The organism is Paraburkholderia sp. J11-2, from assembly GCF_905220185.1.
In the GTDB taxonomy this organism is placed as follows: domain Bacteria; phylum Pseudomonadota; class Gammaproteobacteria; order Burkholderiales; family Burkholderiaceae; genus Paraburkholderia.
In genome coordinates, this window is record NZ_CAJMYY010000085.1 from 1 (window position 1) to 1,132 (window position 1,132).

Genomic DNA, 1,132 nt, shown 5'->3' on the forward strand with positions numbered 1-1,132 from the left:
CCCAGCGTATCGTTGTCATCGGAGCCGGGTTTGCCGGCATGTGGAGCGCCCTGAGTGCAGCGCGCCTGCTGGATGCACATGGCAGGACCGACGTGGAAATCACGCTTGTTGCGCCCGATCCGCATTTGCATGTACGCCCGCGCTTGTACGAGGAGGGGCCGGCCAACTTCAGGGCGCCGCTCACGGAGATTTTCGACGCGGTGGGCGTGAAGTTCGTGCAGGGAACGGTAGAGCGCATTCAGGTGCCGACCCGTACGGTCGAGGTCGTTGGTGAGGATGGACGACGCGGGATGCTCGATTTCGATCGACTCGTGCTCGCGAGCGGCAGCCGGCTCTTCAGGCCCGCTATCCCAGGTCTTGCCGGGCACGCGTTCAGCGTGGACCAGACCCACGAGGCGGTTGAACTGGAAGCGCATATCCTGAAGCTGGCTGAACGGCCGGAATCGCTGGCGCGCAACACGGTGGTGGTAGCGGGGGGCGGCTTTACGGGTATCGAAACGGCGGCTGAAATGCCGGCTCGCCTGCGTGCCGCGCTGGGCGAGGATGCGGATGTGCGCGTGATCATCGTCGAACGCAACGAGGCAATCGGGCCCGATCTTGGCCCAGGGCCCCGGCCGGTCATCGAAGAGGCGCTTCGCGAGCTTGGCGTGACATGGAAGCTCGGCTCGGCCGTCGCATCGATGGATGACGAGAGCGTTGTCACCGCGGATGGAGAGCGTATCGAATCGAGTACGGTGGTCTGGACCGCCGGACTGCGAGCAAGCTCGCTTACGGAGCAGATTCCCGGTCGACGGCATGCGAGCGGTCGTCTCTATGTGGACCGTTACCTCGCGGTTGACGGGGTGACAGGTGTCTACGCGACCGGCGACGTGGCGTACGCCGCCACGGACGACGAAGGCAATCACACGATGATGTCGTGCCAGCACGCGATGAATCTGGGCCGCTCAGCGGGGCACAACGTCGCAGCAGATTTGCTGGGCCTCGAGCCGATTCCATATAGCCAGCCCAAATACGTGACGTGTCTCGATCTTGGCCCCTGGGGCGCGGTCTATACCGAAGGCTGGGAGCGCGACGTGAAGATGAAGGGCGCGGAGGCGAAGAAGCTCAAGCGCCAGATCAATTGCGAATGGAT

Annotated in this window: 1 protein-coding gene; it reads left to right on the forward strand. The window is 64.0% G+C overall.

The genetic code is table 11. From position 1 onward, the window contains the following. On the forward strand, positions 1–1,132 hold a 1,132-nt coding region (locus U5A57_RS41230; protein WP_321918082.1), incomplete at both ends, for an NAD(P)/FAD-dependent oxidoreductase.